Source organism: Geoalkalibacter sp. (assembly GCF_030604225.1).
Taxonomy (GTDB): Bacteria; Desulfobacterota; Desulfuromonadia; order Desulfuromonadales; family Geoalkalibacteraceae; genus Geoalkalibacter.
This window is the reverse complement of sequence record NZ_JAUVWH010000156.1, coordinates 1-6,428: the sequence shown is the minus strand read 5'-3', so window position 1 is coordinate 6,428 and position 6,428 is coordinate 1. Positions and strand designations below refer to the sequence as shown.

General features: G+C 64.1%; 4 protein-coding genes. All 4 read right to left on the bottom strand.

What is annotated here, in order from left to right:
- Positions 1–2,981 (bottom strand): efflux RND transporter permease subunit (locus tag QAT43_RS13595; protein WP_305043627.1); only part of this gene is annotated, 2,981 nt, incomplete at its 3' end.
- 53 nt (positions 2,982–3,034) lie between these two features.
- On the bottom strand, positions 3,035–4,495 hold the full coding sequence (locus QAT43_RS13590; protein WP_305043625.1) for an efflux RND transporter periplasmic adaptor subunit: 1,461 nt from the start codon (positions 4,493–4,495) through the stop codon (positions 3,035–3,037).
- 7 nt (positions 4,496–4,502) lie between these two features.
- Entirely contained in the window at positions 4,503–5,837 is a 1,335-nt protein-coding gene (locus tag QAT43_RS13585) for a TolC family protein (RefSeq protein ID WP_305043624.1), read from the bottom strand.
- Between the two features lie 112 nt (positions 5,838–5,949).
- The coding region (locus QAT43_RS13580) for a hypothetical protein (RefSeq protein ID WP_305043623.1) at positions 5,950–6,428 on the bottom strand (479 nt) is incomplete at its 5' end.

Sequence of the window (6,428 nt, the reverse complement as noted above, 5' to 3'; positions counted from 1 at the left end):
GGGCGCTGCACCTCGGCGCCGACGCCCGTGGACAGGGCCATGGGGAGAAAACCCGCCGCATCGGTGATTGCCGTGGCCAGCACGGGTATGAGACGTTTTTGCGCGCCGTTGGTCACGGCGGAAAGCAGATCCTCGCCGCGCGCCAACCCCTGCCCGATGGCGCTGACCAGCACCTGGCCGTTGAGCACGGCGATGCCGGAGAGCGCGATGAAGCCGACGGCCGCGCTGACACTGAAGGGGATGCCGCGCAGCCAGAGCGCCAGCACGCCGCCCACGGCGGCGAAGGGAATGCCGGTGTAGATGATCAGCACGTGGCGCAGGCTCTTCATGCTCAGATAAAGCAGCAGAAAGATCAGGACCAGGGTCAGGGGCACCACGATGGCAAGGCGTTTCTGCGAACGCTCGAGATTTTCGAACTGCCCACCCCACTCGATCAAATACCCCTCGGGCAGGCTGATCTCCTCGGCGATTTTCTTCCGGGCTTCGGCGACAAAGGACGCGATATCCCGATCGCGCACGTTGCTCTGGATCTTGATCAGGCGCTTGCCCCATTCCCGGTTGATGGTGGACGGGCGTTCCACCTCGATGATTTCAGCCAGGGACCCCAGGGACAGCACCGCGCCCGAGAGCGTCGGGATGAGGGTTTCGCGCAGGGCCTCCACATCGGTGCGCTGCGCATCGGGAAGCCGCACCACCAACGGAAAGGATCGTTCGCCCTCGAACACTTCGCCGACATGCAGGGAGCCCACTGCGGCGATCATGTCGAGCACCTCGCGCGCCGTCACACCATGACGGGCAAGCGCCTGCTGGTCGAGGCGCACCTGCAGGGTCGGCTGGCCGGTGATCTGCTCCACCGAAACATCCGAGGCGCCGCGGATATCCCCCAGCAGATGCTCGATCTCCTCGGCCAAAACCACCAGATTGCCGAAATCCTCGCCGTAGAGCTTGATACCCACGTCGGCACGGATCCCGGAGAGCATTTCGTTGACGCGCAGTTCGATGGGCTGGGTCAACACGCTGCGAACGCCCGGCAGATGCTGCAAGGAAGCTTCCACCAGGGTTTCAAGTTCACCCTGGGTTGCGGCGCGCGTCCAGCGATCGCGCGGGTGCAGGGTCATGAACAAATCGGTCAGCTCGATGCCCATGGGGTCGGTCGCCACCTCGGCACTGCCGATCCGGCTCCACACCTGGCTTATTTCATTCGGAAATTCGCTCAGCAGGTATTTTTCCAGCTGGGTGTTGTAGGCGACGGACTCGTCGATGGACACCCCGGCAAGACGCACCAGGCTGGCCACGAGCGAGCCTTCGCCCATGCGCGGCAGAAATTCACCGCCCAGACGCAGGGCAACACCGCCGCTGCCGAGCAGGAGAACCAGGACCAAGGCCAGCAAAACGGCCTTGTAGCGCAGCGTGTGCCGCAGCAGCACACCGTAACCGTTTTGAAGCCGGGCCGTCACCCGCCCCCACCCGGGCCGGGGCGGCTTGAAAAGCAGGCGCTCGCTGAGGATGGGGGTGAGAAAAATCGCGACCAGCAAGGCACCGAGCAAGGCAAAAATGAAGGTCCAGGCCATGGGCTTGAACATCTTGCCCTCGACGCCCTCCAGGGTCAGCACCGGCAAGAACACCAGCAGAATGATAAGCATGCCGAAAAAAATCGGCCGCACCACTTCCTTGCTCGATTCAGCCACGCACGCCAGGCGCTCGGCGGCGGTCAGGGGACGGCCGAGTTCGAGTTGGCGTTCGGTGATGCGGCGTAGATTGGCCTCGCTCATGACCACCGAACCATCCACCAGAATGCCGAAGTCGATGGCTCCCAGGGAGAGAAGGCTGGCGGCGATGCCCAGATAATGCATGCCCAGGGCCGCGAAGAGCATGGACAGGGGAATGGCGGCGGCAACGATGAGCCCGGCGCGCAGATTGCCGAGCAGGATGAACAACACGGCGATGACCAGCACCGCGCCGAGAAACAGGTTGTGTTTCACCGTGTCGATGACCTGCTCGACGAGGTTGGTGCGGTCATAGACGACTTCCAGAATAACATCGGCGGGCAAGGCCGAACGCACCAGGTCCAACCGCTCCCTGAGCGCGGTGGTCACCGCCCGGCTGTTTTCGCCCATGAGCATGAAGCCCAGCCCGAGCACCACCTCCCCTTTCCCTTGGGCACTCACGGCGCCGCGCCGCAATTCATGACCCAGGATCACCTCACCGACATCCTTGATGCGCACGGGGACGCCGGCCTGGGATCTGATGACGATGTTGCCCACCTCGCCCAGGCCGCTGACTTGTCCCAGGCCGTGGACCAGCAGGGTCTGGCCGCCGGAGGTGACTTGGCCGCCGCCGACATTGGCGTTGTTTTGTTCCAGGGCATCGGCGACATCGCGCAGGGTGAGCCCGTATTTGATCAACAGCTCCGGCGCGACGACCACCTGATACTGGCGTTCCAGGCCACCCCAAGAGTTGACCTCGGCCACCCCGGCGGCCTTGCGCAGTTCGGGTTTGACCACCCAGTCGTGCAGGGTGCGCAGTTCGTCGAGGCCACGGGTTTTCGAGCGCAGCACATAGTGAAACACCTCGCCGAGGCCCGTGGAAATAGGCCCCATCTCGGGCCGTTCTATGCCCGGCGGCAGTGCGACGCTCGCCAGGCGTTCCATGATCAGCTGCCGGGAATCATAGATGGGCATGGCGTCGGAAAAAGTGGCGACCACCTGGGAGAGGCCGAATTTGGAAATCGAGCGCACCGAGACGAGATCCGGCAACCCGGCGATGGCCAGTTCAACCGGCAGGGTGATCTGCCGCTCGATTTCCTCGGGGCCCAGGTTGGGGGCCACGGTGTTGATCTGCACCTGCACCGGCGTGGTGTCGGGAAAGGCATCCACGGGCAGGCTCACCAGGGCCCAGGAACCCAGCCCCAGGACGGAGGCGAAGAGAAGTCCCACCAGAAGGCGGTTTCTCAAGACAATATCGATCAAGCGTTCAAGCATGCTGTCAGCCTTTCAATCAGCGGATCGTTAAACGAGGAACTGGGCCGCGTACTTCAATGATCGGCGCAGGAGGCGCCGAGGCGCGCCCGCAAAACCTCGGACTTGAGGGAAAAAGCCTGGGCCGTGACAACCCGATCCGCGGCATCGAGACCTTCGCGGATGATGACCGCACCCTGGTCGCGGCGCCCGGCCACGACGCGCCGCAGTTCGAACAGATCGTCTTCCAGCCGAAGGAACAGAAACGGCTGACCGTCGAGACTCTGCAAGGCCGCGACGGGTACGCTCAGCACCCGGTCCGCGCCTTCGGCGACGGGCTGCACCTGCCCGAACAGACCGCCGCGCAGCAATCCCGCACGGTTGTCGACCTCGGCCAGGGCGCGAATCATGCGGGTTTTCTCATCCAGGGCGGGCGCGATCCAGAACAGCCGGGCCGCAAAACCACGCCCGGGGAGTCCCGTGAAGCTCGCCTGGAGACTCATGCCGTCCCGCACGCTGAACACGGCATCCTCGGGCAACGAGATTTCCAGCCACAGGGTGTCGAGATCGGCGATCACCACCAGCGGATCACCAGCGTTGACCGCCTCGCCGACCACCGCCGAGCGCTCGACGATGGTCCCGTCAAAGGGTGCGCGGATCGGCAGATTCGAGCCGGCGCCCGCGCCGTCCAGACCGTAGTCCTGCAACTGGCGCCGCGCCCGCGCCACGGAGCTTTCCGCCTGGCGCAATTCACTCTCGGCCTGCTGATACTCCTGGCGCGAGGTCACGCCCTTTTCCAGCAAATCCTTTTCCCGTAGGAATACCGCCTCGGCGAGAGCACGGCGGCTTTCGGCGCCGGCCAGTTCGGAAGCGAGGCCGCCCGTTTCGGGGGCGGCGATCTCCACCAGGATCTGTCCCTTCTTGACCCGCTCGCCAAGGCCCGCATGAACCTTGCGCACGCTGCCCGACGCGACGGCCGAGAGCCGCGCCATACGATCGCGATTGAACACCACCTGGGCCGGCCAACGGACTCCCGCTTCGTCGGCGACCATGGGCACCGCCGTTTGGATACCGACGCGATCGGCGACCTCGCGGCTGCCCAGGCGCACCTTCATGCCCTCGCCGGGATTGAGCAGCCCCACCAGATCGGCGGAACACAGGGCATCCTCGATTTCCGGGACATCGTGCTCGGGGCAGATTTCGTCCGGATCGTGGTCATGGCCTTCATGGCCCGCCGCCGCGGACTTGCGACCATGATCATGCCCGGCATGGGAATCTTTCTTTTTTGCCGGTTCGCCGGCGGAACGCGCCACCGCGCCGTCGCCGAACAGATCCTCGAGATCCTCGTCCTCGTCATGGTCGTCATGGTCCTCCGCGGCTGCGGACTGAACCTTCTTGCGGTGGTCGTGGTCCGCATGACCGGAGGATTGGGCATGCGCCGGCGAAGGCGGACCGGAGAGGATATAAAAGCCCAGCCCGACGGTCAGGGCGATCCCGAGAACAAGCAGAGCCAGGAAAGAGTTATTTCGCTTCGTCATGGTGTCGTTACTCCTCAATGAACACGGACGTCAGGGGTTTGTCGTTGAGAGCGCGCCACTCAGGGCCGAGCAGCCGATCAAGTTCGGCCGCCGCTCCGTGGAACGAAGCCAGGGCATCAAGATGGGCGCCGCGCGCCTCAACCAAGGTGCGCTGGGCATCGAGAACATCGAGCAGGGAAAACTTGCCCGCGTGATAACCGTACTCCATCGCCTCCAGCGCCTTGCCCGCGGCGGGAAGAATGTCCCGGGTGAGGGCCCCGATGTCCTCCCGTGCGCTCTGCATCCCCTGCCAGGCCGCGAACACGGCCGCGCGGGTTTGCAGCAAAGCGTCGCGCTCCTCGTCACGCGCCTGCGCCAGACGTTGGCGCGCCGCGGCGATATTGCCCTGGTTGCGATCGAACAACGGCAGGGGAACCGAAACACCGACCACCAGGGCGACATCCTCCTCGGGACGCAGGTAGCGGGCCCCAACCTCGATGTCCAGGTCGGAATAACGCCGCGCCTGCTCAAGGCGCACGACCTTTTGCCGCCGCTCGCTTTCCGCCGCGCGCCGCCGCAGCAAGGGACTGGATTCCACCAGCTTTTCAATCTGCTCAAGGGAGGGCGGCGCGACAAGGATGGTCGGATCGCCCGCGACCGCGCCAAAATCCGCCCTCTGCCTGCCCAGGCCGGCGGCGAGTTTTTCGCGGGCCGCCGACAGCTCGCGTCCCGTCTTGTCCCGAGCCGCTTCGAGCTCGCGGCGCTGAATAAATATTCGCAGCACCTCGGTTTCGGCGGCCTTGCCGGCGGCGATGCGCTCCCTCAGGTTGTCCTCGACCTGCCGGGCCAGCTCGACCAGATGGTTCATCAGCTCCAGGCGCCGCTGAGTCACCAGCACCGCGACGAAGTCCGCGCTGGTTGCGGCCAGAGCGTCCGCTTCGGCGATGGAATAATCATTGCGGGCCAGAAGCTGTTCCGTTTTGGCCAGTTCCCGGCGCAGGGAGCGCTTGCCGCCCAACTCGATGGTCTGAGTGAGGGACAAAGTGGTCTCGGCGGCATCGGTCCCGGTGAATTCTCCGCTGCCGAGCAGGTTTTCAACCTCCAGGGACAACAGGGGATTGGGCCGCAGACCGGCTTGCAGAACCTCGGCCTCGCGGGCGCGGATTTCCAGGGAGTAGGCCTGGAGATTGGGGCTGTGGAGCAGTGTTTCCGCCAGGGCCGCTTGCAGGGTCAGAGGCCTCGAATCAACGGGATCGGAAGGTTTGGAATCCTGGGAGAGTGCCAAGGATAAACCCGGCAGCAGAGCGAGAATGCACATAGCGGCATGCGCCGAGACGAGCGCACGACGGAACAGGACCGACATGGAGAGACCTCCGGCTCAATGATGAAATTTACTTGTGGTCGAAAACAGGTGGCGCCCCCGCGAAACAAAGCACGGAAGGCAGGAGAAATGGCCCGCGCGGGGATTCAGGGAATCAAATCAGCAGGATGATGGTACGCAGGGAAACCAGAACGAGGGACGGTCGCGGAGGTGGCTGGGGCAGAAGGCCTGGTGTCAGGTCTCGCACATAGGGTGTGGGGAATGCCGGCTGCGCGACGGAAAAGTCCGGGTCAAAAACGTCCGAGCCAACAAGGATGCGATCAATACGCGAACCGCCGTGCAGCTCCTGAAGGGCAAGCGGGTGATCCTCGCAATCACCGCACTGGTGGCCCTCGGCGTCATGATGGATGGCCTCGACCGCGCAGAGTTGTCGCTCTTGGGTCACGCAGCCGGCACCGAAGGCTTTTTCCACGGCGAGATTGCCGTTTTCTCCGGCGCACAGCACATAGCCCGCGGCAAAGCCTTGCCCGGCCAGCACCAATACGAGAAAGACAATGAGTAAAAAACTGGGAAGGGACGGTTTGTTCATAAGGCCAGATAGTACATGAACCGCAAATTCTAAGTCAATCCTGT